The 24,066-nt window shown below is 69.7% G+C and carries 21 protein-coding genes, 2 tRNA genes and 1 other RNA gene; 14 read left to right on the top strand and 10 right to left on the bottom strand.

Annotated features, from left to right (window positions below):
* Window positions 1-2 precede the first annotated feature (2 nt).
* Window positions 3-2,450 carry a polysaccharide lyase 8 family protein gene (locus BLR46_RS14265; RefSeq protein WP_176761798.1) on the top strand — a complete coding sequence of 816 codons (2,448 nt, stop codon included), beginning with the start codon at window positions 3-5 and terminating at the stop codon, window positions 2,448-2,450.
* A gap of 250 nt (window positions 2,451-2,700) precedes the next feature.
* Here the strand turns inward: BLR46_RS14265 and BLR46_RS14260 are convergent, their stop codons facing one another.
* Both BLR46_RS14260 and BLR46_RS14255 read right to left on the bottom strand, forming a co-directional pair.
* A complete protein-coding gene (locus tag BLR46_RS14260; protein WP_093253630.1) occupies window positions 2,701-3,924 on the bottom strand; it encodes an anaerobic sulfatase maturase in 1,224 nt (407 codons plus the stop codon).
* Between the two features lie 77 nt (window positions 3,925-4,001).
* Window positions 4,002-4,089, bottom strand: a tRNA-Ser gene (locus BLR46_RS14255).
* Window positions 4,090-4,182: 93 nt separating this feature from the next.
* Here BLR46_RS14255 and ffs point away from each other — a divergent pair.
* From ffs to recR, 4 genes are all read left to right on the top strand, one after another.
* Window positions 4,183-4,279, top strand: an RNA gene (gene ffs / locus BLR46_RS14250) — signal recognition particle sRNA small type.
* Between the two features lie 255 nt (window positions 4,280-4,534).
* The gene (locus BLR46_RS14245; protein WP_425441407.1) at window positions 4,535-6,499 is read left to right on the top strand and encodes a DNA polymerase III subunit gamma and tau; all 1,965 of its coding nucleotides are present in this window, start codon (window positions 4,535-4,537) and stop codon (window positions 6,497-6,499) included.
* Window positions 6,500-6,529: 30 nt separating this feature from the next.
* Window positions 6,530-6,832, top strand: a complete 303-nt coding sequence (locus BLR46_RS14240) for a YbaB/EbfC family nucleoid-associated protein (RefSeq protein ID WP_093253628.1) — start codon at window positions 6,530-6,532, stop codon at window positions 6,830-6,832.
* Entirely contained in the window at window positions 6,833-7,447 is a 615-nt protein-coding gene (gene recR, locus BLR46_RS14235) for a recombination mediator RecR (protein WP_093253625.1), read from the top strand. It begins immediately after the preceding gene.
* Window positions 7,448-7,456: 9 nt separating this feature from the next.
* Here recR and BLR46_RS14230 read toward each other — a convergent pair whose 3' ends face one another.
* A complete protein-coding gene (locus tag BLR46_RS14230; RefSeq protein ID WP_093253623.1) occupies window positions 7,457-7,942 on the bottom strand; it encodes a DUF1707 SHOCT-like domain-containing protein in 486 nt (161 codons plus the stop codon).
* A gap of 110 nt (window positions 7,943-8,052) precedes the next feature.
* Between BLR46_RS14230 and BLR46_RS14225 the strand changes: the two genes are divergently transcribed.
* From BLR46_RS14225 to BLR46_RS14210, 4 genes are read left to right on the top strand one after another with little or no spacing between them, the layout of a single operon-like run.
* A complete protein-coding gene (locus BLR46_RS14225) occupies window positions 8,053-8,973 on the top strand; it encodes an ABC transporter ATP-binding protein (RefSeq protein WP_093253622.1) in 921 nt (306 codons plus the stop codon).
* Entirely contained in the window at window positions 8,970-9,773 is an 804-nt protein-coding gene (locus BLR46_RS14220) for an ABC transporter permease (protein WP_093253620.1), read from the top strand. Before BLR46_RS14225 ends, BLR46_RS14220 begins: the two co-directional genes overlap by 4 nt.
* Complete coding sequence (locus tag BLR46_RS14215) at window positions 9,770-10,582, top strand: ABC transporter permease (RefSeq protein WP_245701743.1); 813 nt, start codon at window positions 9,770-9,772, stop codon at window positions 10,580-10,582. The genes BLR46_RS14220 and BLR46_RS14215 overlap by 4 nt, the downstream gene beginning before the upstream one ends.
* Before the next feature lie 29 nt (window positions 10,583-10,611).
* Window positions 10,612-11,934, top strand: coding sequence for a DUF2254 domain-containing protein (locus BLR46_RS14210; RefSeq protein WP_093253617.1), 1,323 nt, complete (start codon window positions 10,612-10,614; stop codon window positions 11,932-11,934).
* Between the two features lie 14 nt (window positions 11,935-11,948).
* On the opposite strand, the gene BLR46_RS14205 is transcribed toward BLR46_RS14210, so the two are convergent.
* A complete protein-coding gene (locus BLR46_RS14205) occupies window positions 11,949-13,088 on the bottom strand; it encodes a sensor histidine kinase (protein WP_093253611.1) in 1,140 nt (379 codons plus the stop codon).
* A 177-nt stretch (window positions 13,089-13,265) separates the two neighbouring features.
* Between BLR46_RS14205 and BLR46_RS14200 the strand changes: the two genes are divergently transcribed.
* Complete coding sequence (locus BLR46_RS14200; protein WP_176761797.1) at window positions 13,266-13,907, top strand: response regulator transcription factor; 642 nt, start codon at window positions 13,266-13,268, stop codon at window positions 13,905-13,907.
* A gap of 10 nt (window positions 13,908-13,917) precedes the next feature.
* Here the strand turns inward: BLR46_RS14200 and BLR46_RS14195 are convergent, their stop codons facing one another.
* Genes BLR46_RS14195 through BLR46_RS14185 form a run of 3 tightly spaced genes read right to left on the bottom strand, consistent with a single transcriptional unit; the run spans window position 13,918 to window position 17,696 of the window.
* Entirely contained in the window at window positions 13,918-14,742 is an 825-nt protein-coding gene (locus BLR46_RS14195) for a hypothetical protein (RefSeq protein WP_143008322.1), read from the bottom strand.
* 32 nt (window positions 14,743-14,774) lie between these two features.
* Entirely contained in the window at window positions 14,775-16,460 is a 1,686-nt protein-coding gene (locus BLR46_RS14190) for a long-chain-fatty-acid--CoA ligase (protein ID WP_093253601.1), read from the bottom strand.
* Window positions 16,461-16,514: 54 nt separating this feature from the next.
* Window positions 16,515-17,696: an MFS transporter gene (locus BLR46_RS14185; RefSeq protein WP_143008321.1), complete on the bottom strand. Its 1,182-nt coding sequence runs from the start codon at window positions 17,694-17,696 to the stop codon at window positions 16,515-16,517.
* A gap of 138 nt (window positions 17,697-17,834) precedes the next feature.
* On the opposite strand from BLR46_RS14185, the gene BLR46_RS14180 reads away from it, so the two are divergent.
* From BLR46_RS14180 to BLR46_RS14165, 4 genes are all read left to right on the top strand, one after another.
* Entirely contained in the window at window positions 17,835-19,787 is a 1,953-nt protein-coding gene (locus tag BLR46_RS14180; RefSeq protein ID WP_093253597.1) for an acyl-CoA dehydrogenase family protein, read from the top strand.
* Between the two features lie 62 nt (window positions 19,788-19,849).
* Complete coding sequence (locus tag BLR46_RS14175) at window positions 19,850-21,127, top strand: thymidine phosphorylase (RefSeq protein WP_093253594.1); 1,278 nt, start codon at window positions 19,850-19,852, stop codon at window positions 21,125-21,127.
* Window positions 21,128-21,135: 8 nt separating this feature from the next.
* On the top strand, window positions 21,136-21,795 hold the full coding sequence (locus BLR46_RS14170; protein WP_093253590.1) for a hypothetical protein: 660 nt from the start codon (window positions 21,136-21,138) through the stop codon (window positions 21,793-21,795).
* Between the two features lies 1 nt (window position 21,796).
* Window positions 21,797-22,381, top strand: a complete 585-nt coding sequence (locus tag BLR46_RS14165) for a hypothetical protein (protein WP_093253586.1) — start codon at window positions 21,797-21,799, stop codon at window positions 22,379-22,381.
* Here BLR46_RS14165 and BLR46_RS14160 read toward each other — a convergent pair.
* The 3 genes from BLR46_RS14160 to BLR46_RS14150 all read right to left on the bottom strand — a co-directional run bounded on the left by BLR46_RS14160 (window position 22,372) and on the right by BLR46_RS14150 (window position 24,055).
* Window positions 22,372-22,989, bottom strand: a complete 618-nt coding sequence (locus BLR46_RS14160; protein WP_093253583.1) for a DedA family protein — start codon at window positions 22,987-22,989, stop codon at window positions 22,372-22,374. The two genes, BLR46_RS14165 and BLR46_RS14160, sit on opposite strands and share 10 nt — an antisense overlap.
* Window positions 22,990-23,011: 22 nt before the next feature.
* Complete coding sequence (locus tag BLR46_RS14155) at window positions 23,012-23,908, bottom strand: aminotransferase class IV (protein WP_093253580.1); 897 nt, start codon at window positions 23,906-23,908, stop codon at window positions 23,012-23,014.
* Between the two features lie 70 nt (window positions 23,909-23,978).
* Window positions 23,979-24,055 (bottom strand) — tRNA-Pro (locus BLR46_RS14150).
* Window positions 24,056-24,066 lie beyond the last annotated feature (11 nt).

The raw sequence follows: 24,066 nt of genomic DNA, 5'->3' as shown, positions 1-24,066 counted from the left end.
TGATGGCCCACTTGTCACGCCGTACCCTGCTGGAGGGCGGTGGCGCGCTAGCCATCGTCGCCGCAATGAGCCCCTACTTCGCGGAGTCGGCCGCTGCCGCCCCCGCGCTCGAACCGGCCGCCGTCGAGGCATTGCGCCTCAAGTGGGTCGAGGACCTGACCTCCGCATCGATCATCGAGGCATCCCCCGAGGCGTTCGCCTCGAAGATCGCCTCGATGGACACGCTCGTCGGCAACTTCCAGAACCCCGCGCACCGCCGCGGGATGGTGTTCCTCCCCAACAAGCTGTTCAACGATCTCGACTGGACGGTCGGCGCCACGGAGATCGTCAAGTCCAACAACATGCGCCTCGGCTACGCCAACCTGCAGACGATGGCGACGGCATGGGCCACCCCCACCTCCATCTGGTACGGATCCGAGAGCCTGCTGACCAACATCCGTCGCGGCCTCGCGCACCTCAACACCCACATCTACAACGACGAGACGGTGTGGTTCGGCAACTGGTGGAGCTGGCTCATCGGTGCGACGAAGCCCTTGGCCGACATCATGGCGATTCTCCGGCCCGAGTTGGACCAGGAGGAGATCGACACCTACTGCCGGGCCATGGACCACTTCCTGCCGAACCGCGATCCCCGCCTCCAGATCCACCCCAACGGCGATCCCGCGACCCCGGGGATCCAGGAGTCCAACGGTGCGAACCGCGTGGACATCTGCCGGGCCTTCATCATCCGCGCGATCGTGCAGCCCGACACCGACCTGTTGCAGGCGTCGGTGGCCGCGCTGAGCCCCACGTGGCAGTACGTCACGTCGGGCAACGGGTTCTTCAAGGACGGCTCCTTCATCCAGCACTCCACCATCGGCTACACCGGCACCTACGGCCTCGTGCTGCTCGAGGGGCTCTCGAAACTGTTCGCGCTCCTGTCGGGCTCCACCTTCGACATCACCGACCCCACCAGGTCGAACCTCACCGCCACGATCGAGGACTCCTTCGCGCCGTTCATGTACAACGGGCAGATGATGGACGCGGTGCGTGGCCGGGCGGTGTCCCGCTACGCGCTGCGCAGCATCGACAACGGCAACGAGCTCATCGAGTACACCCTGCGGCTGGCCAAGGCCGCGGACCCGGAGACCGCCGCCCGCTGGCGCGGCCTGTGCCGTCAGTGGATCGAGTCCAACTCGGCCGCCACGATCATGGAGGGCAATATCGCCCGCGTCGCCCTGGTGACGGAACTGCTCGCCTCCGACGTGGCGCCGGTGCGGGACGCCACAGGGCCACGGTTCTTCCCCGCCATGGACCGGCACGTCCACCGCGGCTCAAGTAGTGACTGGGCCGTGTGCGTCGCCATGTGCTCCAACCGCATCGCGTGGAGCGAGAGCTCCGGCGCGGAGAACTTCCGCGGGGTCAAGACCAGCCAGGGGATGACGTACCTCTACCTGGCCGACGACGACGACCACTTCGACGACGAGTTCTGGTCGACGTCGGACCTCGACGCGCCTCCCGGCACGACGGTGGACCTGACCCCCCTGCCCAACGATCCCGAGGGCCAGTGGGGGGAGACCACACCGCCGAACGAGTGGACCGGCGGGGTGACCGCTGACGAGTACGCCATGGTCGGTATGCATCTGATCGCGCCCGGCGGCACGGGATTGGTGGCCCGCAAGTCCTGGTTCACGATGGACGACCGCATAGTCGCACTCGGCTCCGACATCTCCACCGCCAGCGACGCCGCCGTCCAGACCGTCGTCGAGCACCGCAATCTCGGCACCGCGCCGCGGGGGCTGCTCGTCGATGGCGCGTCCGTCACCGACGAGACCGTGATCACCGATGCCCGATGGGCTCACGTGGAGGGAGTGGGCGGCTACGTGTTCCTCGACGGCGCGCCGTCCCTGCGGGCGGGCCTCGCCGAGCGGCAGGGGACGTGGCGGCGCAACAACAGGAACGCCGCCGCAGGCACCGAGGTGGTCCAGCGTCGCCACTACGCCACACTGGCCTACGACCACGGCACCGGATCCGCGGCCGACGGGTCAGGGTACGCATACATGATGCTGCCGCGCATGGGTGCGCAGGCCGCGGCGCAGGAAGCCTCCGACCCCGGGGTGGCCGTGTTGCGCAACGACCACGTCGCCCAGGGCCTCAGCACCGAAGGGGGCGTGGTGGCAGTCAACTTCTGGAAGGCCGGCACCGTCGACACCTACACCGCCCGCGCGCCGCTGTGCCTGATCGCTCGAGACCGGACGAACAACGGGGTCCGTCTCAACGTGAGCGATCCCACCCAGACCCAGAACGTCGTCGTGTTCGACATCGCCGGGATCCATGGCCACGGTCACGGAAGGGTCCGCGGACGGGATGCGGCTCGCGTGCAGTTGTCGCGCACCGACACGGGCATCGCGGTCGCCGTCGACACCTCAGGTCTCGCCGGTGCCACCGTCGAGTTCGAGATCGGCGGCTGAGCCGGTCGCCAGCCCACGGCCCCGCTGCCGGGCGGCGATCCGTTTCGCGCCCGGCAGCTGCTGGAGCCCGATGGCCCGCAGGAGCACTCGATTTCGGTTCGCTCGAGGCGCTGGGGGTGTCACCGTTGCGACGACTGAGCCGGTGTTAACCGCCGCGGACCGATCGCTCGACGATGGGCCGCGTACTCAGGCATCGACTGGGACGGCGCTCGAGGTCGGACTTTCGTGACCGGGCGCAGAGGCTGCGGACTCAGCGCTCCATGATCTCGGCTGGTGCGCGTCCCGCCTGGATGAGTCGGGCCATCTGCTCGATGGCGGGGGTGGCGTGGGTGAAGAAGTGGTAGTAGCCCTCGCAGAGGTGGTTCTGGCCGGGTTCGCCGTCGACCGACAGTGCGAAGCGGTCCTTGGGGCAGCCGCCGTGGCAGGCCCAGCGGACGGGGCAGCGTCGGCACTGCTCGGTGAGGCCGGTGCGTTTGGCGCGGCCGAAGTCGCGCTGCTTGGGGGACTGGAGGACGTCAGCGAAGGCGTGGGTGCGGACGTTGCCGAGTTCGTAGCCGGGCTCGACGTAGTGGTCGCAGGAGTAGATGTCGCCGTTGTGTTCGACGGCGAGCGCGGTGCCGCATTCGGGGGCGTGGACGCACAGGGTGTATTGGCCGAAGCGGGCGGCGAGCATCACGTCGAAGTGCTGCACGAACACGCGGCCCACGTCCGCGCGCACCCATTCGTCGAACACCTCCGTCAGGAAGCGGCCCCACTGGCCGGGGGCGACGGAGCGGGACGTGACCGCGTCGCCGGTCTGCCGGTAGAGCAGCCGGGCGCCGTCGGGCCCGATCCAACCCTGCTCGGCGGTCGCCAGATCCTCGGCGGGGACGCGTTCGACGATCGGGATGAACTGCAGGAACGTGGCGCCGAGCTCGTCACGGAAGTAGCGGTACACGTCGGCGCCGTGGTCGGCGTTGGCGGCGTTGACGGTACAGAGGATGTTGGTGTCGACGTCGTGCGCGCGAAGCAGTTCCCAGCCGCGGAGCACCTGTTTGTGGGTGCCACGGCCGGCCTTGTTGACCCGGTAGGCGTCGTGGAGATGGGCGGGGCCGTCGACGGAGAGCCCGACGAGGAACCCGTGCTCGCGCAGGAAGCGGCACCAGTCGTCGTCGAGGAGGGTGCCGTTGGTCTGCAGCGCGTGGGTGACGCGCTGCCGGGGCCGCTTCAGCTCGTCGGCCACGCGCACGGCCTCGCGGTAGAACGCGAGCCCGCGCATCGTCGGCTCGCCGCCCTGCCACATGATCGTGACGTCCCCGTCCGGCTGGGAGTCGAGCTGGTTGGCGATGAAGGTGCGCATGGTCTCCGCCGACATCCGCTGGTTGTCGGCGTCGTGGAGCAGTTCCTTCGACAGGAAGAAGCAGTACGTGCAATCCAGGTTGCACGCCGCCCCGGTGGGCTTGGTCACGACGGAGAACGGCAACTGGCGCTGCAAGCCGGGCTCCTCTCGTCGACGGCGACCGATTCCTCCACAAAGCGAACGATCCCCATCGGGGTGGACGGGGATCGGGCTGGCGGAGGATACGAGATTCGAACTCGTGAGGGCGTGAACCCAACCCGCTTTCCAAGCGAGCGCCATAGGCCTCTAGGCGAATCCTCCGTTGGAAGACATTACCGGAGGTTCCCCGGTTGCGCCAAAGCGGGGCCCCTGGCACCGGATGGGCATCCGCGGCGGGGATGGGCTAGACTTGTGGATGGTTCCTCGCGCGGCGGTATCTCGCCCAACTCCCCCAGGGTCGGAAGGCAGCAAGGGTAAGTGAGCTCTTCCGGGTGCGCGGGGGGCCCTTTTATTTTCCTCTGTTTCGCCGGTGTCAGAGGCGTGGAATAGGGTTGGGCGCGTGGAAGACGAGGACGAGTATTCGCTGTTCGACGAGCCCATCGTCCAGGACGGCCCCGACCTCTTCGAGGAGGCGGACGAACCCGCCGTCCAGGACGGGCCGGACCTCTTCGGCGACGAGCCTGAACCAGCCGCCGAGGCAGTTGCCCCCGTGGCGTCCGACGTGGCGCCCATGCCCTCGAAGCTGGGCACCGGAGCGCGCCCGACGATGTCCGAGCAGCACCTCGCGCTGTACCGCCGGTACCGGCCCGACACGTTCGCGGACGTCATCGGCCAGGACCACGTCACCGTCCCGCTCCAGCGCGCGCTGGCGAACAACAAGGTCAACCACGCCTACCTCTTCTCCGGCCCGCGCGGCTGCGGCAAGACCACCTCGGCGCGCATCCTCGCCCGCTGCCTGAACTGCGAGCAGGGCCCGACGCCCACTCCCTGCGGCCGCTGCCAGTCCTGCGTGGACCTCGCCCGCGGCGGGCCCGGGTCCATCGACGTCATCGAGATCGACGCCGCCTCCCACGGCGGCGTGGACGACGCGCGGGACCTCCGGGAACGGGCCTTCTTCGCCCCTGTTGCGAGCCGCTACAAGATCTACATCGTCGACGAGGCCCACATGGTCACGGCCGCCGGCTTCAACGCGCTGCTGAAGCTCGTGGAGGAGCCGCCACCGCACGCGAAGTTCATCTTCGCCACGACGGAGCCCGAGAAGGTCATCGGCACCATCCGCTCCCGCACCCACCACTACCCGTTCCGGCTCGTCCCGCCCCGCACCCTCACCAACTACCTCGGGGAGATCTGCGAGGCCGAGGGCGTCCAGGTCGACGCGCAGGTCCTGCCGCTCGTCGTCCGAGCGGGCGCCGGCTCCGTGCGTGACTCCCTCTCGGTGCTCGACCAGTTGCTCGGCGGCGCCGGCAGCGAGGGCGTCGAGTACGAGCAGGCGGCCGCGCTGTTGGGCTACACGCCGGACACCCTGCTCGACGACATCGTCGACGCCTTCGCCGCAGGCGACTTCGGGGCCGTCTTCCGCACCATCGACAAGGTCATCGAGATCGGCCAGGACCCGCGGCGCTTCGCCGAGGACCTGTTGCGCCGCCTCCGTGACCTGGTGATCCTCGCGGCGGTGCCTTCGGCGATCGACGACGGCATCCTCGAGGTCGCCGCGGACCAGGGGGAGCGCCTCAAGTCGCAGGCCGCCGCGCTCGGCGCCGGCGAGCTGACCCGCGCCGCGGAGGTGCTCGCCGTCGGGCTCACCGAGATGCGCGGCACCACCGCGCCCAGGCTGCACCTCGAGCTGATGTGCGCCCGGGTGCTGCTCCCGGGTGCGGACCTCGACGAGCGTGGGCTCCACGCCCGCATGGACCGGCTGGAGCGCCGCGTCGGCATGATGGGCTCGCCCGAGGCGCCCACCGAACCGCAGCAGTGGGCCGACGTGCCCTCGCGCCCCGCCCCGGAGCCGGCCCGGCCGGCACCCATCCAGCGCCCCGTCGCCGCCGCTGCGCCCGAGCCCCAACCGGCGTCCGTCCCCGTCCACGAGCCGGCACCGGAGCCGGTCCGACAGCCGACCCCGGCCCAGCGTCCCCCGGGCGCACCCCCGCGCCAGCGCCCGGCCGGCGCCCCACCGTCGAACCAGCCCGCCGCACAGCGCGCGCCGGAGCCGACGCCCCAGCCTGCGGCGGCCCCCGCCACAGCCGCGGTGCCCGGGCAACTGACCACCGCCGAGATGCGCCGCGCCTGGCCCAGCGTGCTCGAGGAGGTCAAGAGCCGCCGCCGGTTCACGTACATGCTGCTGAGCCAGAACTCCCAGGTGCAGGAGGTGACCGACGGGACGCTCGTCCTCGGCTTCGCCAACCCGGGCGCCCGAGACAACTTCGGCCAGGGCGGGTCGCACGACGTGCTCGTCGACTCGATCATCGAAGTGCTCGGCGTCGAACTGCGCGTCCAGGGAGTGGTGGCCAACGAGAAGCTCGCCCAGCGGGGCCAGCGGTCGGCGGGCACCATGCCGGAGCAGCCGCAGCCGCCCAACCGGCCCGAGCCGGAACCGCCGTCGGAGCCCGAGTACGTCGAGACCTCCGCGGACGACGAGGAACTCGACGCCACCAGCAATGCTGAGGCGCTGCTCACCCGGGAGCTGGGTGCGCAGGTCATCTCGGTCGAGGAAGACAATCCCGGGCCCACGTAGACTGGCCCCACTTCGAAGGAAGGAAAACCGATGTTCGGTGAAGGCTTTGACATGAACGCGCTGATGCAGCAGGCGCAGAAGCTGCAGGAGGACATGGCGAAGGCGCAGGAGGAGATGGCCTCGCGCACCTTCACCAGCACCGCCGGCGGAGACCTGGTGTCCGTCACGCTCAACGGACAGGGCAACCTCGAGTCCGTCACTATCAAGCCGGAGGCGGCGGAGGACGTCGAGACCCTCCAGGACCTCATCGTCGCGGCCTTCCGCTCGGCGAAGGCGGATGCGGACCAGGCGCTCGTCGAGTCCATGCCGCAGGTCCCCGGACTGGGGATGTAGTTGTACGAAGGCCCGATCCAAGACCTGATCGACGAGCTGAGCCGGCTTCCCGGCGTCGGTCCCCGCAGCGCGCAACGCATCGCGTTCTACCTGCTCGACGCTCCCGAGGAGGACGTGTTCAAGTTCGCCGACACCCTGCGGCGCGTGAAGCAGCAGGCGCGCTTCTGCGACGTCTGCTTCAACGTGTCGCAGGAGGAGCGCTGCCGCGTCTGCCGCGACCCGCGCCGCGACCGGACCGTGCTCTGCGTGGTCGAGGAGTCCAAGGACGTCGTCGCGATCGAGCGCACCAACGAGTTCCGTGGCCTCTACCACGTGCTCGGGGGCTCCATCTCGCCCATCGACGGACGAGGTCCCGCCGACCTCCACACCCGTGAGCTGTTCACCCGGCTCGCCGACGGCGAGATCCAGGAGGTCATCCTCGCCACCGATCCCGACACCCAGGGGGAGGCGACGGCGGCCTACCTCAGCCGGATCCTGCGCGACTTCGGCATCCGCGTCACCCGCCCGGCGAGCGGGCTGCCGGTCGGCGGCGATCTGGAATACGCCGACCAGGTCACCCTCGGCCGGGCGTTCGAGGGCCGGCGGTCGATGTTCCCGGAGACCACCGGCTCCTGACCGCGCGGGTCAGTCGTCGCGCGGCCGCTCCAGCTCCTTGGGGCTCACCGGCCTGCGCGCGTCGGCCAGGGCGGTGACCACCCAGATGCCGACGCCGACCATGGGCCAGATCGGCCAGTAGTAGTGGAGGCCCGCCCCGGTCAACGCGGTGACCAAGTAGATCACGTTGAACAGGAGTGCGAGCCCGGTCCACGTCGTGACAGCCCTGCGCAGCTCAGACCGCTTCTCGGCGCGGATCCGTTCGACGGCGACGGCGGGCGGCTCCCGGCGGGCGAGCAGGTGCTTGGGGGAGCCGAGGTCGATCACCAGCGGCCGGACCTCGCCGAGCAACTTGATGCGCAGCGCGCTCTCGAGCCGCTCCTGGTACTCGAGGTCGTCCAGCTTCCCCTCGGCGTACGCGTCGGAGAGGATGCGCGCCACCTCGTCGCGGTCGGACATGCCCGCGCGCAGGCTCGCGTTCTCCAACTTGAACGGGTTCGCGCTGAATCCGGCCATGCCACCCCCTCCTCGTGTTGAGGGTTCCACTATGGCATCCCGGGTTGGCAGGTACCCAGCACAGCCGCCTCCTTGTGGCTGACACGCGCAAGGGCTTACTGTCTCCTTTCGTGAGTGTGATCCGGGCGCGTTCCCTGACCAAGCGGTACGGCAACTTCCTCGCCGTCGACGGCATCGACTTCGACATCGAGGCGGGGGAGTCGTTCGGGTTCCTGGGGCCCAACGGGGCGGGCAAGTCCACCACCATGCGGATGATCTCCGCCCAGTCGACGCGCACGTCCGGCACCCTCGACGTGCTCGGCCTCGACACCAACGAGTACGGCCCCGAGATCCGGGCCCAGCTCGGCATCGTGCCGCAGGCGGACCAGCTCGACGAGGAACTGCGCGTCTTCGACAACCTCACCACCTACGGCCGCTACTTCGGGTTCTCCCGGGCGCACGTCCGCAACCGCGCCGAGGAGCTCCTTGACTTCGCCCAGCTCCGCGAGAAGCGGGGCGTACGCGTCTCGGAACTCTCCGGCGGCATGAAGCGACGGCTCACCATCGCCCGGGGGCTCATGAACAGCCCCAAGGTGTTCCTCCTCGACGAGCCCACCACCGGCCTCGACCCCCAGGCCCGACACATCCTCTGGGACCGCCTGTTCCGCTTGAAGGAGCAGGGCACGACGCTGGTGCTCACCACCCACTTCATGGACGAGGCCGAGCAGCTGTGCGACCGCCTGGTCGTCGTCGACAAGGGCGTCATCGTTGCCGAGGGCTCGCCGCGTTCGCTCATCCAGCAGTACTCGACGCGCGAGGTCGTCGAGTTGCGGTTCGGCAGCAGCCGGAACGCGTGGGCGGCCGAGCAGCTCGTCGGCATCGGCGACCGCCTGGAGGTGCTGCCGGACCGTGTGCTGGTCTACGCCGACCACGGCGAGGCCGCGCTCGAGTCCGCCGTGCACCGTGGACTGGAGCCGACGTCGAGCCTGGTCCGCCGCTCGTCGCTGGAGGACGTGTTCCTCCGGCTCACGGGACGGAGCCTGATCGAATGACCACCGCGGTCAAGGCCCGACGGTGGGGCTGGTGGTTCGTCGCCGAGCACCGCGTCTCCCACATCCGCGCCTACTGGATCACGCTGCTGGTCACGTCGCTGGGATCGCCGTTCGTGTACCTGCTGGGACTCGGGCTCGGGCTCGGGATCCTGATCGACGAGAACCAGGGCGGGGCCGGGGTCGGCGGCGTGCCGTACCTGACGTTCGTGACGCCGGCGCTGCTGCTGTCAGCCGTCATGCAGGGCTCGTCGCAGGAGAACACCTTCGGCACCTTCGGCGGCTTCAAGTGGACGCACTGGTACATCACCCAGTACGCCTCTCCGATCACCCCGGCGCAGATGGTGCTCGGCTCCCAGCTCGGCATCCTGGTGCGCACCTCGATCACCGCCGCCTGCTACGTCGTGGTCATCGCCGTGGCCGGCATCGCGCCGCTGGGGCGGGCGCTCCTCCTGCTGCCCGTGGCGATGCTGCTGTCGGTGGCGGTCGGGTTCGCGGTGACGAGCTGGGTCGCCACCCAGGTGGACGACCGGGGCCAACTCAGCTTCGTCGAGCGTTTCGTCGTGACGCCGCTCGCGCTGTTCTCGGGGACGTTCTACCCGCTGGAGGTGCTGCCGGCGTACCTGCAGTGGATCGGCTGGATCTCCCCGCTGTGGCACGCCGTCGAGCTCGGCCGTTGGGTGATGTACGGGGCCGACATCCCGGGCTGGCGGCTCGTCGTGCACGTGCTCTTCCTCGTCGCTCTGGCCGCGGTGACCGCCGCCCTGTCGATCCGCACCTTCGAGAGGAGGCTCGACAAGTGAGCGTCGAAGCACCCAAGGTGCACTCGGGGTTCCTGCGCGGCCTGTACGCGGGCAACACCATGGCCGTGCTGGAGCGCGGCCTCAAGGTCATCGCCCGCAACAACTGGCTGATCATCCTGACCGGCTTCTTCGAGCCGGTGCTCTACCTGCTCTCGATGGGCCTGGGGCTCGGGGCGCTCGTCGGCGCCGTCGAGTTCTACGGCATCAAGGTCCCGTACGCCGCCTACATCGCTCCCGCGCTCATGGCGGTCTCCGCGATGAACGGCGCGGTCTACGACTCGACGATGAACGTGTTCTTCAAGATGAAGCACGCGAAGCTCTACGACCAGATGCTCTCGACGTCGCTCGGCCCCATGGACGTCGCGCTGGGGGAGATCCTCATCGCGATGTTCCGCGGCCTGCTGTACGCCGTCGGGTTCATGATCATCACGACGCTGCTGGGCCTGAACCTCTCGTGGACGGCGCTGCTCGCCGTGCCGGCGGCCCTCCTGATCGCGTTCGGTTTCGCAGCGATCGGCCTCGGCGTGACCAGCTACATGAAGACCTACCAGCACCTGGACTTCGTCTACTTCGTCATGCTGCCGATGTTCCTGCTGTCGGCCACCTTCTTCCCGATCTCCGTGTACCCGGAGCCGGTGCAGTGGTTCATCATGGCGCTGCCGCTCTGGCACGGGGTCGACATGATCCGCCAGCTCACGACGGGGCTGGTGCAGCCGTCGATGTGGGGCCACGTGACCTACTTCGTGGTGATGATCGCGATCGGCGCGACGCTCGCGACGAGCCGGCTGAAGGCGCTGTTCCTCCGCTGAATGCGGCCATGGGGCCGTAGGCTGCGGGAATGAGGCGCTTCCTCCACTGGCTACGGCGGGTACTACGGGCGTTCTGGCTGGTGCCCATCGTGTGCGTCGTCGCCGCCATCGTGCTCGCGGAACTGCTGGTGGCCATCGACCGCGCCGTCAGCTACGAGGATCTGCCGTTCTGGTCCACCCCCGTGTTCCAGCTCGGCATCGACGGGTCCCGCGGGCTCCTGTCGATGATCGGCGGCAGTACGTTCGCGGCCGCCGCGACCGCATTCTCGATCACCATCTCGGTCATCGTCACCGCGTCGACGACCTACGGGCCGCGGCTCGTCGGCAACTTCATGAGCGACCGACGCAACCAACTCACCCTCGGCGCGCTCGTCTCCACCTTCGTCTACACCACGCTCGTGATTCGCACGATCCGTTCCGCGACCGATGACGGCAGCGCGTTCGTCCCACACCTCGCCGTCAACGCCGCCATCCTGATCGCCGTTGCCGACGTGCTCCTGCTCATCTCCTTCATCCATCACATCGCGAGGACGACGCAGGTGGACTCGCTCACGTCGTCCGTCGCCGCGTCCTTCAACCGTGCGGTCGAGGACGTCCAGCGGCGGACCAGGTTCCAGTCGGTCGACGCGAAGGTTCCCGTGGGCGGCGTGGTGGTCCGGTCGAGCCGCACCGGATGTGTCATCCAACTCGACGAGGAGTCGCTGCTCGAGGCCGCCACCGCGGATGGGGGACAGATCGTCCTCGAGGTCGGGATAGGTGACCGGGTGGTGGAGGGCACGCCCATCGCGAGACTCATCGTCGGGCATGACGCCGACGCGTTGGAACGCGCCGTACACGACTCGATCGACCTCGACGCGCACCACAATCCGGAGACCGACATCCGCTTCGCCCAGCACCAGGTGCTGGAACTCGCCGTGCGGGCGTTGTCACCGGGCACCAACGATCCGTACACGGCCATCGCGGTGATCGAGGACCTCGTCCCGCAAATGGCCGAGCTCGTGCGCTCGCCCAAACCGTTGGCGGTGATCGGCGACGACAACACCGTCGCCCGGGTCTTTCTGCGCCCCGCGACGCTGGAGGAACTGATCGACGTCCCGTTCGACCACCTCCTGCCCTTCGTGGGACCGCAGCCGGCGGTCTACCTCGCGCTCGTCGACCTCGCCGGCCACGTCGAGCAGCAGGTCGTCCACGTGGACCTGAGGGGCTACGCGTTCCGGCACGTCGAGCGGATGCGATCCATCGTCGCGGCCTCCGACCACCTGTCGCTCGGACGGTTCGAGGAGCGGGTGGCGCACAACGAGCGGCTGGTCGACCTGGCCCGCAGGCCGCCACACCCGGCCTCGGCCGTCTGACCGTCGGGGCAGCGCTACGCGGGAATGCCGCTGGCGAGGTCCGAGCCGGACTCGGGGGTGGTGGCGACGGGGGGCTCGAGCGGCGCCGCCGCCACCAGCACCCAGCGGCCCTCATGGCTGTGCCAGGTGGCCTCGCCGCCGATCGCGCTGAGGCGCTCGGCGATGCCGAGCAGGCCGTACCCGACGCGCGGCTCGCTGGCACGGGAGTCGAGCGGGTTGCTGGCCACCAGCATGGCGGTGTCCTCAGCGACCTTGATGGAGAAGCGACAGGGGCCGGGCGCACCGTGCTTGATGATGTTCGTGGTCGCCTCGATCAGCACAGGCGCGAACAAGTGGGCGATCTCGGCGCTGTCCGCGTCGTCGGGGATGTTCGCCTCGGGGCTGAAGCCCTCCGCCCGCAACCGCGCGAACTGCTCATTCAGCAGCGCCTCGACCGACAGCGGCAGGTTCGTGTTGGTCATGACGTTCGTGCCGGACGAACGCAGCGCTCCGACGAGAGCCCCCAGGTCCGCCACCGCCTGCGCGGTCGCCTTCTGGGCGGCGACGAGTTCGGCGCGCGTCCCCTCGGACAGCGTCGGGTCAGCCATCGCGGACTCGAGTCGGAGCGAGATGAGCACGTGGGAGCGGGCCAGGGAGTCGTGCAGTTCCCGCGCGAGCCGGAGCCGGAGCCGCTGCTGCTCGTCGGCGGCCTGCGCATCGCGCTCCTCCGCTTGCTGCCTGGAACGACGAAGCACCGCCCCGAAGCCCAGGGCGGTGAGGAGCATCGCGGACTCGAGAGCCATCTCGATCGGGTGCAGGCTCGGGTAGAAATTCAGGAGCAGAACCGCGTAGATGACCGCGGCGGCGACGGCGGCCCAGTAGGTGCGGATCGCCAGCGCCATGATGATGAGGGCGATGCACAGCGCCGTCGGGGTCGACTCCGCCAGGTTGGTCAGCGAGATGATGAAGGCAACGAGGTAGAACGCCGATCCCACCGTCGGCCAGCGCAGGACGAGAACGCCCCCGAGGCATGCCAAGATGTCGTTGCCCACCGTCGCGAGCGTGTTCACGTCGCCGGGCATGAGCCTCGCCGTCACGAAGAGTGCCAACGCGACGACGAGGTAGACGAGTGTAAGGGGTCGTTCCTTGGTGTCCCACGCAGCGCGCAGGTTCACCGGCAGATCCAGGGAAGCCAGTTGCACCAAGAGGTCGTGAGCGTCGGGTACCAATATGTCCAGTAATACATGGGGCCCATCGTCGCGGGTGATGAACGACACGGCAAGCGGTTCACCAACAACGTCAACATTGGGCGACTGATGCGCGGCGACCCGTCGCCCTCTAGAGTTTCAACCATGCCCGGCCCCATCCGAGTCCTCCTCGTCGACGATGATGCGGTGCTTCTCCTCCAGTTGCGCCGACGGTTGGACAGGATGCCCGGGATCCGTTGCGTGGGGGTGGCCGACAGCGGGTGCGCGGCGATCGAGAAGGCCCGGACCCTGCTGCCCGACGTGGTGCTCATGGACATCCGGATGCCGGGCATGGACGGCGTGACTGCGACGCGGACACTGATGGCGGAGCCGAGGCCCCCGAAGGTGGTCGCGGTCACCGCGCTCGGCGACGATGACACGTTCAACGCAGCGGTCCGTGCCGGGGCGGTCGGGTTCATCCTGAAGACCGCGTCCGCGGAGGAACTCTCGAAGGCGATCCACAAGGCTGTCGCCGGCTACAACCCGCTCGACGAACGCCTCATCTCGCTGCTGCTCGCCTCCTACCAGCGGCAGCTGCGCTTCGAGGTCCCCGCCCTCTCGCCGAAGCAGCAGGAGCTCCTGCGCCACGTCGGCCAAGGAATGCGCAACAGCGAGATCGCCGAGCGGATGCACCTCTCGGAGGCCACGGTCCGGACCTACGTGAGTCGCCTCCTCCAGGCGACGGGCTGCGAATCCCGGGCGCAACTCGTCGCATTCGCCTACCGCTCCGGCCTCGCGTTCGACTAGCGGCGCCGGGTCAGACCCCGAACGCGAGGGAGTCGACGATCGGCTGCACGATGGCCCGGTACTCCTGGGTGGGGTGCTGCTCCAGGACGTTGGTGATCTCCAGCGTCACGTTGCCGTCCTCGTGGTCGAGGATCACCAGCCGCACGTCGATCTCGGCGCTCACCACGTGGTGGAGATCGGAGACCTTGCCGTCGCCGATGATGAGCGGTGTGGAGACACCTCCACCGAAGGTGCACGGCTCCGCGCCCGGGACCTGGGAGATGTCCACCTGCAGGCCGTCGAGGCCGCCGACGGAGACCAGCTGCGGCTCCGACACCTCGATCATCTCCAGCGACGTGAACCACTCTGCGAGCTCCCGGGAGGAGGTCCCGACCCCCTCCTGCGCATCCTCCACGCAACTGATGGCCGCGGCGTGGGCGTTGCGGTAGATGCCGAGGTAGCTGCCGCCCGCCCCGCCGAGTTGGTCGTCGGCGTCAAGGTGCAGCAGGAAGTTCCCGGGCAGGTCCTCGGCGTTCACCCAGCCCTCGGGGACCGTGTAGGTGATGGACGGCTCGAACGTCGTGGTCGTGTAGGTGCCGGGCTCCAACTCGAACAGGCACGTGCCGCCGTGGTCGTAGGGGCAGCCGATCGGCTGCATCGATGTCGTGGGCGGCGGCGACGTCGCCGGACCTGATGCGGTGGATGACGGCGCGGCGGCGGGCGTGGAAGCGTACGGGACCGGGTCGACGTCACCGCCGGCGCAGGCACCGAGCACGTAGGCGCACGCCGCTGCCAGTCCCAAGAGCGCGAAGCGCGCCGAGCCGACCATGGTGCTTCCCTTCCCAGCAACACCCATCAGCGGCAGTGTGCGCCCACCGTGAGGCGAGGTCAACCGTTTGTCAGGACCTTCTCTCGCACCTGACGACGCAGCACCTTGCCGAGCATGGACCGCGGCAGGTCGTCGACGACATGCAGCGCTCGCGGCACCTTGTACGACGCGAGCGTTTGCTTGCAGAAGGCCCGCACCTCGTCGAGGGTGGGTGCGGTGGCGCCCTCCTCCAGGGTGATCACCGCGACGACGTCCTCGCCCCCGCCGGCGTTGCGGCGGCCCACCACCGCAGCGTCCGCGATCGCGTCGTGGGCGCGCAGCACGCGCTCCACCTCGCTCGGCGACACGTTGAACCCGCCGGTGATGATCAGTTCCTTGAGCCGGTCGACGATCGTCGTGAACCCGTCCTCGTCCTGCACGACGACGTCGCCCGTCCGCAGCCAGCCGCCCGGCAGCAGCATCCGTGCCGTCTCCTCGGGATTCTCCCAGTAGCCCTCGAACACCTGCGGGCCGCGGATGAGCAGCTCGCCCTCCTCGCCGCGCTCGACCTCCACGTCGGGGTCCTCCGGGTCGACGACCTTCATGTCGGTCGACGGGAACGGGATGCCGATCGTGCCGGTGCGGCGCGTCGGCGCGAACGGGTTGCCGAGCGCGACGGGGGAGGACTCCGTCATGCCGTAGCCCTCGACGAGGAGGCCGCCGGAGACCTCCTCCCACTGCGCGACGATGTCGTCGGTGAGCGCCATCGCGCCCGAGATGCAGAACTTGGCCGACGAGATGTCGACGCCGCGTTCCTTCGCCACGGCCGCGGTCTTCTGGTAGATCGGCGGCACTGCGCAGTACACCGTCGCCGGCGACTTCTTCCACGCCTTGAGGACGAGGTCCACGTCGAACTTCGGGAACAGCACGATGCGCCCCTGCTTGAGGATGCCGAACGTGAGGTAGAGCGTCATGCCGAAGGCGTGGAACATCGGCAGCAGCGCGTAGAGCGTCTCCTTGCCCTTCACCGCGTCGTGCATCCATGCCTCGCCCTGCCGGGCGTTCGCGTAGAGGTTGCGGTGCGTGAGCTTGGCGCCCTTGGCCTGGCCGGTGGTGCCGGAGGTGTACTGGATGACGGCGAGGTCGTCGACCGTGGGACGTGGGTGGTCGGCCGCGAGCGGGGGCGCCGACAGCAGTTCCTTCCACGGCATCGCGCCCGGGGCGGGCGTGTGGAGGGCGTCCCGGGAAGCGCGCAGCTTCGGCACCGGCAGGCCGAGCGCCAGGCGCATGACCGTGGGGAACTCGTCGAGCAGGTTCACAGCGACGATGCGCCGCACGCCGAGGTCGCGGGGCAGGTCCGCGACCTTCTCGACAGCAGAGTCCCAGGCGATGATCACGTCGGCGCGATGGTCCTCGAACTGGTGCCGCAGCTCGCGAGCGGTGTACAGCGGGTTGTGCTCGACGACGATCGCGCCCAGCCGGAGGACGGCGTAGAACGCGACGACGTGCTGCGGGCAGTTCGGCAGGATCAGCCCGACCCGATCACCCGCCCCCACGCCGAGGCGGCGCAGCCCCTCCGCGGCACGAGCGATCTGGTCCCCCAACTGGCGGTACGTAGTCGTGCGGCCGAAGAACTCCAGCGCGACGGCGTCGCCCGCCTCCCGCACCGCCTGCTCGCACATCTCGACCAGCGACGTCGTCGGCATCTCGATCTCTGCCGGGACCCCCGGCTGGTAGTGCTTCGTCCAGGGTCGCGCATCGTTCATGGTCGCCAGCCTATCGGCCGGGCTCTCGGCTTCCGTGCGTCAGGCGCCGGCAGGTTACCGCTCGACGCGACGGTCCCTGCCGAGCGCCGGGGTGAGCGCGAGCGCCACGACGGCCGCCAGCGGTAGCGCGGCCATCGCCCAGCGGATCCCGAACACCTCCGCGAGCAGGCCGATCGTCGGGGGGCCCAACAGGATGCCGATGCGGAACATCGCCGTCACGATCGTGAGACCGGTGCCGTTGCGGAGCCCCGGGATGTCGTCGCCGGCGTTCATCGCGCCCGGGATGGTCGTCGCGATGCCCCAACCGGCGATCGCGAAACCGAGGATCGTCGTCGCCGGTGAGGGGAGGAACACGACGATGCCCATGCCCACGGCGGCGGCGCCGAGCCCCATGGTGACGGTGCGTCGCCGGCCGAAGCGGTCGATGATCCGGTCGCCGGTGAAGCGGCCGATCATCTGGGCGCCCTGCAGCGCGACGAACGCGCCGCCGAACCAGAACGGCGCCACGGAGAACATCTCGTCCATGTAGATGCCGCCCCACGACGCGGGGGAGTCCTCGATCATGGCGGCCGAGGCGGCCAGGATGCCGAGCGCGAGGAGCCGGACCAGGATGGGCAGTGGGATCCGGCCCGGCGCGTGCACGTCGTGGGGACGGAAGGGGTCCTTGCCGTCGAGCATCCAGTAGCGGGCGACGATCGCCAGGGCGCCGAACACGATGCTGAGCACGAGGCACTGCAGCCACACGGATATGCGAAGCTGGGCACCGGCGGAACCCAGCAGGCCGCCGAACACGGCGCCGAGCGACCACCAGGCATGGAAGCCGGTGATGATCGATCGCGAGAACAACCGCTGCACCCGCAGCCCGTGCGAGTTCATGGCCGTGTCACAGAGGCCGTCGAAGGCTGCCATCATGACCAGCCCCAGCGCGAAGACCGCGGGGTGGGTGGCGTTGCCGAGGAGGTTGAGCGTGAAGATGCCCGCGGTCTGCATGGTGACTGCGAGGTTGGCCGATCCGAAGCGCCGGATGAGGTGCGCCGAGGCGAGCCCGAAGAACAGTCCCGCCAACGGGCCGACGCTGATGATGAGGCCCCACTCGAGGTCGCCGAGCTCGAGCGTCCGGCGGATCTCCGGGTAGCGGGGGATGACGGACGACCACGCGGCGCCGTTGAGGAAGAAGCACAGGGTCACGCCCCAGCGGGCGCGGCGGGCCTCGGCAGTCACGCTGGTTCCAAGCACGCGATCATCGTCACAGATCGAAGGCGCCGCCGCCAATCGTCAGGACAATTTTGACCTGCTGACATCGACAAACGATTGACGTACCATTGGTAGACCTACCCGATACCACAAGTATCGGTAAGAGTCCGAGGGGGACCAATGACCACCATGACGGACCGACCCGCCGCGCCGACGCCGCGAGTCACCGAGAAGGAAGCACGACGGGTCAGCGAGGCGGCGCGCGAGACCGTCTGGGAGAAGCCCTCGTTCGCCAAGGAGCTCTACCTGGGTCGTTTCCGGCCCGACCTGATCACCCCGTTCCCACGGACCTGGCCGGACGTCGCCGAACGGGGCGAGGCCTACCTCGAGAAGCTGCGCGCGGTGCTGGCCGAGCTCGACGGCAACGTCATCGAGCGCGACGCGCGGATCCCCGACGAGTACCTCACCAAGCTCGCGGCGATCGGCACCTTCGGGATCAAGATCCCGCGCGCCTACGGGGGCCTCGAGCTGGGCAACGTCTACTACAACCGCGCGCTGATGCTGATCGGCACCACCAACCCGGCGCTCGGCGCGCTGATCTCCGCCCACCAGTCCATCGGCGTGCCCGAGCCGGTGAAGCGCTTCGGCACGGAGGAACAGAAGGCGAAGTACCTGCCCCGTTGCGCGGCCGGCGCCGTGTCGGCGTTCCTGCTGACCGAGCCCGACGTGGGGTCCGATCCCGCACGGCTCCAGGCCACCGCCACCCCCACCGAGGACGGCGGCTACGTCATTGACGGGCTCAAGCTGTGGGGCACGAACGCGGTCATCGCGGAACTGCTGGTCGTGATGGCTCGCGTGCCGAAGTCCGACGAGCACCGCGGCGGCATCACGGCGTTCGTCGTCGAGGCCGACACCCCCGGCATCACCGTCGAGCGCCGCAACGCCTTCTCCGGCCTCCGCGGCATCGAGAACGCGCTCACGCGCTTCCACCAGGTGAAGGTGCCCGCAGAGAGCGTCATCGGCAAGGAGGGACAGGGGCTCAAGATCGCCCTGACCACGCTGAACTCCGGCCGGCTGTCGATCCCGGCGCTGGCGGTCGCCGCCTCCAAGTACTCGCTCAAAATCGGCCGCGAGTGGGCCGGTGAGCGCGTCCAGTGGGGCAAGCCCATCGGCCGGCACGCCGCCGTCGCCCACAAGCTGGCGTTCATCGCCGCGGTCACCTACGCGCAGGAGTCGATGCTGGAGCTCGCCGGCCAGCTCGCCGACGCCGGAGAGACCGACATCCGGATCGAGGCCGCGATCGCCAAGCTCTACGGCAGCGAGCGTGCCTTCCAGGTTGTCGACGACCTCGTGCAGATCCGCGGCGGGCGCGGTTACGAGACGGCCGACTCGCTGCACGCGCGAGGGGAGCGGGCCGTCCCCGTCGAGCAGTTGATGCGCGACATGCGCATCAACCGGATCTTCGAGGGTTCCACCGAGATCATGCACCTCCTCATCGCGCGGGAAGCGGTGGACGCCCACCTCTCCGTGGCCGGGGACATCATCGACCCGGACGCCAGCCGCGCGGACAAACTGCGCGCGCTCGGCAAGGCGGGTGCGTTCTACGCCACCTGGTATCCGCAGCTGCTCGTCGGACGGGGACAGGTGCCGACCATGTTCAAGGAGTACGGCAAGCTCGCCACCCACATGCGCTACATCGAGCGCACGTCGCGCAGGCTTGCGCGGGACACGTTCTACGGCATGGTCCGGTGGCAGGGCGGGCTCGAACGTAGGCAGGGCTTCCTGGGCCGCGTCGTCGACATCGGTGCCGAACTGTTCGCGATGGCCGCCATGTGCACGCGGGCCAAGGCGCGGCTCGACGAGGACCCGCAGCAGGGCCGGGCGGAGGTCGAGCTCGCCGACGCCGCGTGCAAGCAGTCCCGGTTCCGGGCCGAGCGGCTCTTCGACGCGCTCTGGGACAACACGGACGCCTCCGACGTGAAGCTCGCCCGCGAGGTGCTCGACGGGAAGCACACCTGGGCGGAGGCCGGGATCCTCGACGCCTCCGAGGGCACCGGGCCGTGGATCGCGCCCTACGTGCCGGGCGAGTCCACGACGGAGGACCAGCACCGGAGGGTGCGGCTGACGTCGTAGCCAAGAGGACACCTTGCCCCGCCTCCCGGCCGGAAGGATCGGCCGGGGCTAGCCTTGGTCGCGTGAACTTCGACGTGGTTGACCTCATCCGGACCAAGCGCGACGGCGGGAAGCTCTCCGACGCAGAGATCGATTGGGTGATCGACGCCTACACCCGGGGCGCCGTCGGCGACGAGCAGATGGCGGCGCTGGCGATGGCGATCCTCCTTCGCGGGATGGACCGCGCGGAGATCGCCCGCTGGACGAACGCGATGATCGCCTCCGGCGAGCGGATGGACTTCGGCGCCCTGCGGCGCCCCACCGCGGACAAGCACTCCACCGGCGGCGTGGGCGACAAGATCACGCTGCCGCTGGCGCCGCTCGTGGCGGTGTTCGAGGTTGCGGTCCCGCAGCTCTCCGGCCGAGGCCTCGGCCACACCGGCGGCACGCTCGACAAGCTCGAGTCGATCCCCGGCTGGCGCGCGGCGCTCAGCAACGAGGAGATGTTCAGGCAACTCGACGAGGTGGGCGCGGTCATCTGCGCGGCCGGCTCGGGGCTGGCACCCGCCGACAAGAAGCTCTACGCACTGCGCGACACGACGGGCACCGTCGAGGCCATCCCGCTCATCGCCAGCTCGATCATGAGCAAGAAGATCGCCGAGGGCACGAGCGCGCTGGTCCTCGACGTGAAGGTCGGCTCGGGTGCCTTCATGAAGTCGCTCGACCAGGCCAGCGAGCTGGCCCGCACGATGGTCGACCTCGGCACGGACGCCGGCGTGAAGACGGTCGCGCTGCTCACCAACATGGACACCCCGCTCGGACTGACCGCCGGCAACGCTCTTGAGGTGCGGGAGTCCGTCGAGGTCCTCGCGGGCGGCGGGCCGGCGGACGTCGTCGAGCTCACCTGCACGCTGGCGCGCGAGATGCTCGCTGCGGTGGGCAAGACGGACGTGGACGTCGAGGCAGCGCTGGCCGACGGCCGCGCGATGGACGTCTGGCGGCGGATGATCGCCGCGCAGGACGGCGACCCCGACGCGCCGCTGCCCGTCGCGAAGCACCAGCACACCGTCACCGCCGAACGGTCCGGCCACCTTGAGCGCCTCGACGCCTACGCCGTCGGCGTGAGCGCCTGGCGACTCGGCGCCGGCCGCGCCCGCAAGGAGGACCCGGTGCAGGCCGTCGCCGGCATCGAGCTGCACGCCAAGCCCGGCGACGAGGTCCGCGCCGGCCAGCCGCTGATGACGCTGCACACCGACACCGAGGAGCGCTTCGAGCGCGCGCTCGAAGCGCTGGAGGGTGCGGTCGGCTACGCGGAAGCGGCACCCGAGGTGCCCGGCATCGTCCTCGGCCGGATCGATTGAGGCGCCCGATGAAGCGCCTCGTCGCCGGTCTCGCCGGCCTGCTCCTGTTGACCGCCTGCGCCCCCACCCCGGGCGACCCGGGTCCGACGGAGGCGCCCGCCACCTCGGAGAGCGTCACCGCGGTTCCTTCCGCGACGGAGCAGGGATCCGCCACCGAGTCGGAGTCGGCCGGGACCGCGCCCAGCGCCACGGTTGAGGCCTCGCCCACGTCGGAGGCGTCAGAGGAGCCGGCGTCGTCGCCGTCACCGTCGGAGAGCCCAGTCACCGTCAGCCCCACGGCGGAACCGCCTGCGGAGGCGCCCGCCAGCGGATGGGCGATCGTCGACCGGAAGGTGTCCACCGAGTCCGAGGCGGATGCAGCCGGGCTGCCCTCGGCCGTCACCCAGTACGTGAAGAGCCGCCTCGCCGAGCCCTGCAACGTGCAGTTCAACCTCTTCGCCGTGCATCCCGACGGCTACCTGGTGGCCGACGAGTCCGGGATCTGCGCCGGGGCGGCCCTGTTCGTCTACGGCCCCGACGGGAGCGGTCGCGTGTCCGAGCTCGTCGAGTCCACTTCGGTGCAGCCCTGCAGCGCGTTCCGCAACGCCGACGTGCCCACCGGAGTCCCGAAGACCAAGCTGCTGCCCGACGGGCTGGTCTGCAGCGACGGCGGAGCGAAGAACTACTGAGATGCGCAGGGCAGGGATCCTCATCGCGGCGCTGGTCCTCGGCGGCTGCACGCCCGCGCCGGAGCCCTCCGAGCCGATGACCAGCGACGCGTCACAGGCCGCCGCCGCGCCGTCGCCCTCCCTGGCCCCCGTGGCTCCCGCCTCCGCTGCGCCGGCCGAGCCTGTCAAGGCCCCGACGGTGGAGGGGGTGTGGCAGGAGGTCGAGACCGGCGCCATGACCTCGGACGAGGCGATCGACGCGGCGCCGCTGCCCGACGGCCTCCGCGCCTTCCTGAAGGACGCGCTGCTGGAGGAGGTGCTGGCCAGCGAGGAGTGGTCGGAGGAGTTCCCGGACTGCCCCGTCGAGGCACGGGTCACCGCGTTCCACCCCGCGGGGTTCGCGGTCGGCTCGGTGCTCGGCTGCGGGCCGTACGGCGTCATGGGCTTGCTCGGCGAGGCCGAGGGCGGGTGGGAGGAGTTGGCGAGCGCCCTCGTCGAACCGCCGGAGTGCGCCGAACTGGCGGAGGCCGGTGTGCCGGCGGGCGTCCCGTACCCGTGGGACGAGGGGCTGAGCTGCGTCGAGGGCGGTGCCTGGCGCTACTGGTGACGCTCTCGCCCCCGGTTGCGCCGGAGCCGCGTCACGACGAACCAGGCGAGCAGGATCACGATGGTCACCGCCACCAGGTTCGAGAACAGGTCGGTGTAGGGCTCGATGACGTGCCAGTTCTCGCCCAGGTAGAAGCCGGCAGCGATGAACAGGGTGTTCCAGATCGTCGATCCCGAGGCCGTGAGCAGCGTGAACTTCAGCAGCGACATGCGGTAGATCCCCGCCGGAATCGAGATGAGCGACCTGACGCCCGGCACCATGCGGCCGAGGAAGATGCCACTCTGCCCGTGCCGGGCGAACCAGTCGAGGGACTTGTCGAAGTCCTCGACGTCCACCAGCGGTACGCGACGGCACCAGTGCCGGACCCGGTCCGGACCCACCAGGTACCCGATGCCGTACAGCAGGTAGGCACCGGCAAGACCACCGACCAGCGCCCAGAGCAACATGGTCACGAACGAGTGCCTGCCCATCCCGGCCACCACGCCCGCGACGGGGAGGACCACCTCGGACGGGATCGGCGGGAAGACGTTCTCGAGGAAGAGCAGCAGGGCCACGCCCGGGCCGCCCAGGCTCTCGGTGACGTGGATCGCCCACTCGATGAGGTTCACCCGGCGATCCTACGTCCGCCGGTCAGGAGTGCTCCGCGAGCAGCCGCATGAGTTCGGCGTGCACACGGTCGTCGACGGGCAGGTCGGCGTCGTCGAGACGGGCCACCTGGCTGAGCAGCCGGCCGCTGGAGGCGAGCCACACCGCGTCGGCCGAGCGGAGGTCGTCGGGCGTCAGGCGCTCCACCGACGTGCGCCAACCGGCCGCTTCGGCGGCCCGGAACAGGACCCGCTGGGTGGTGCCGGGGAGGATGCCGATCTCGGCGGGCGGGGTCCCGAGCGTGTCCCCGCGCTTGATGATGACCGTCGATGTCGGGCCCTCCAGCACCAGCCCGTCGGTGCTGGTGAAGATCACGTCGTCCGCGCCGCGGCGCCGCGCCTCGCGGACCGCCGCCATGTTCGGCGCGTAGCTCAACGTCTTGGCGCCCAGCAGCAGCCAGGGCGCCCGCTCCATGGTGGCCGAGTCGTGGCCGCGCTCGAGCAACACCACCCGAATGGGGCCGTCGGGCCTCAGCGACCTCCACATGGGCGTCACCGTCACCCATGCGTAGCCCTGCGGGTTCTCGGGGCCGTAGCCGCGGAGGGCGAAGAGCTTCACCAGGGCCTCGTCGGGCACGGCCTCGGCGATCTCGCCCGGATTCCACGCCGCCACCGCGGCGGCGATAGCGCGGCGCCAGGCGTGCGCGTCCGGGATGTCGAGGCCCACGATGCCGGCGGAGCGCTGCAGCCGCCACAGGTGCTCGTCGAGCTTCCGAACTCGGCCGTGGTCGAGGAGGGAGGTCTCGAAGATCCCGTCCCCGCGGGCGAGCCCCTGCGCGAGCGCGGAGAAGTGGGGCACCGACGGATCGAGCAGCTCGCCGTCGGGGTGGTCCGGGGTGAGCAGGACGACGACGGCAGTGGCTGGTGTTGTCGAAGTGGCCATGAACCGACCTTATCCCGTCGCCGCGAACGAGAATCCCGGGCCATCCGTGGAGGATGACCCGGGAGTCGCTTGGTCGGGGTGACAGGATTTGAACCTGCGGCCTCGTCGTCCCGAACGACGCGCGCTACCAAGCTGCGCCACACCCCGATGGCCGTTTG

The sequence above is a fragment of the Tessaracoccus oleiagri genome, assembly GCF_900103275.1.
GTDB lineage: Bacteria > Actinomycetota > Actinomycetes > Propionibacteriales > Propionibacteriaceae > Arachnia > Arachnia oleiagri.
Note: the sequence above shows the minus strand (reverse complement) of the source record. Positions and strands in the feature narration are given on the sequence as shown.

Bases quoted from the DNA above. Each gene is read 5' to 3' on its own strand.
- BLR46_RS14155 (WP_093253580.1), bottom strand. From the start codon at position 23,908: ATGGCCACTTCGACAACACCAGCCACTGCCGTCGTCGTCCTGCTCACC.
- BLR46_RS14245 (WP_425441407.1), top strand. From the start codon at position 4,535: ATGTCCGAGCAGCACCTCGCGCTGTACCGCCGGTACCGGCCCGACACG.
- BLR46_RS14240 (WP_093253628.1), top strand. From the start codon at position 6,530: ATGTTCGGTGAAGGCTTTGACATGAACGCGCTGATGCAGCAGGCGCAG.
- BLR46_RS14220 (WP_093253620.1), top strand. From the start codon at position 8,970: ATGACCACCGCGGTCAAGGCCCGACGGTGGGGCTGGTGGTTCGTCGCC.
- BLR46_RS14195 (WP_143008322.1), bottom strand. From the start codon at position 14,742: ATGGGTGTTGCTGGGAAGGGAAGCACCATGGTCGGCTCGGCGCGCTTC.
- BLR46_RS14190 (WP_093253601.1), bottom strand. From the start codon at position 16,460: ATGAACGATGCGCGACCCTGGACGAAGCACTACCAGCCGGGGGTCCCG.
- BLR46_RS14180 (WP_093253597.1), top strand. From the start codon at position 17,835: ATGACCACCATGACGGACCGACCCGCCGCGCCGACGCCGCGAGTCACC.
- BLR46_RS14265 (WP_176761798.1), top strand. From the start codon at position 3: ATGGCCCACTTGTCACGCCGTACCCTGCTGGAGGGCGGTGGCGCGCTA.
- BLR46_RS14200 (WP_176761797.1), top strand. From the start codon at position 13,266: ATGCCCGGCCCCATCCGAGTCCTCCTCGTCGACGATGATGCGGTGCTT.
- BLR46_RS14165 (WP_093253586.1), top strand. From the start codon at position 21,797: ATGCGCAGGGCAGGGATCCTCATCGCGGCGCTGGTCCTCGGCGGCTGC.
- BLR46_RS14230 (WP_093253623.1), bottom strand. From the start codon at position 7,942: ATGGCCGGATTCAGCGCGAACCCGTTCAAGTTGGAGAACGCGAGCCTG.
- BLR46_RS14170 (WP_093253590.1), top strand. From the start codon at position 21,136: ATGAAGCGCCTCGTCGCCGGTCTCGCCGGCCTGCTCCTGTTGACCGCC.
- BLR46_RS14210 (WP_093253617.1), top strand. From the start codon at position 10,612: ATGAGGCGCTTCCTCCACTGGCTACGGCGGGTACTACGGGCGTTCTGG.